Here is a 359-nt window from a genome sequence, read left to right as displayed (position 1 = left end):
CTTTTATGATTTTGACTCCCCATCATTTGCGATTTTTTCTGACTACGCGTGAGCACTCTTTGCCGCTTTTTATTGAAAGCATCGGATTCAACAGCAGACAGGAGGATGTGTCCCGTCCAGAGGGATATCCGTGCTCATTGGATTCAGACGGTGTCCGGTGAAGGGATATTTACATTTAAAGGGGGAACTTTCCGTCTGGGTGAGCAATCCGGGGTGCTGCTGCTGCCAGGCGAATCCCATGCGTACAGACGGGCGACAAAGGTATGGCGAACGTTATACATCACATTTGACGGCCCCATTGCCGCTGCTGTACTGACTGCTCTCGGATTGAAGCATACGCGCGGGTATCATTGGGACAA

At 50.7% G+C, this 359-nt stretch carries 1 protein-coding gene; it reads left to right on the top strand.

What is annotated here, in order from left to right:
* Positions 1-105: 105 nt before the first annotated feature.
* Positions 106-359 (top strand): AraC family ligand binding domain-containing protein (locus KQI_RS27120; RefSeq protein ID WP_010348289.1); only part of this gene is annotated, 254 nt, incomplete at its 3' end.

It is taken from the genome of Paenibacillus peoriae KCTC 3763 (assembly GCF_000236805.1).
In the GTDB taxonomy this organism is placed as follows: domain Bacteria; phylum Bacillota; class Bacilli; order Paenibacillales; family Paenibacillaceae; genus Paenibacillus; species Paenibacillus peoriae.
This window is presented reverse-complemented; position numbering and strand designations above follow the sequence as displayed.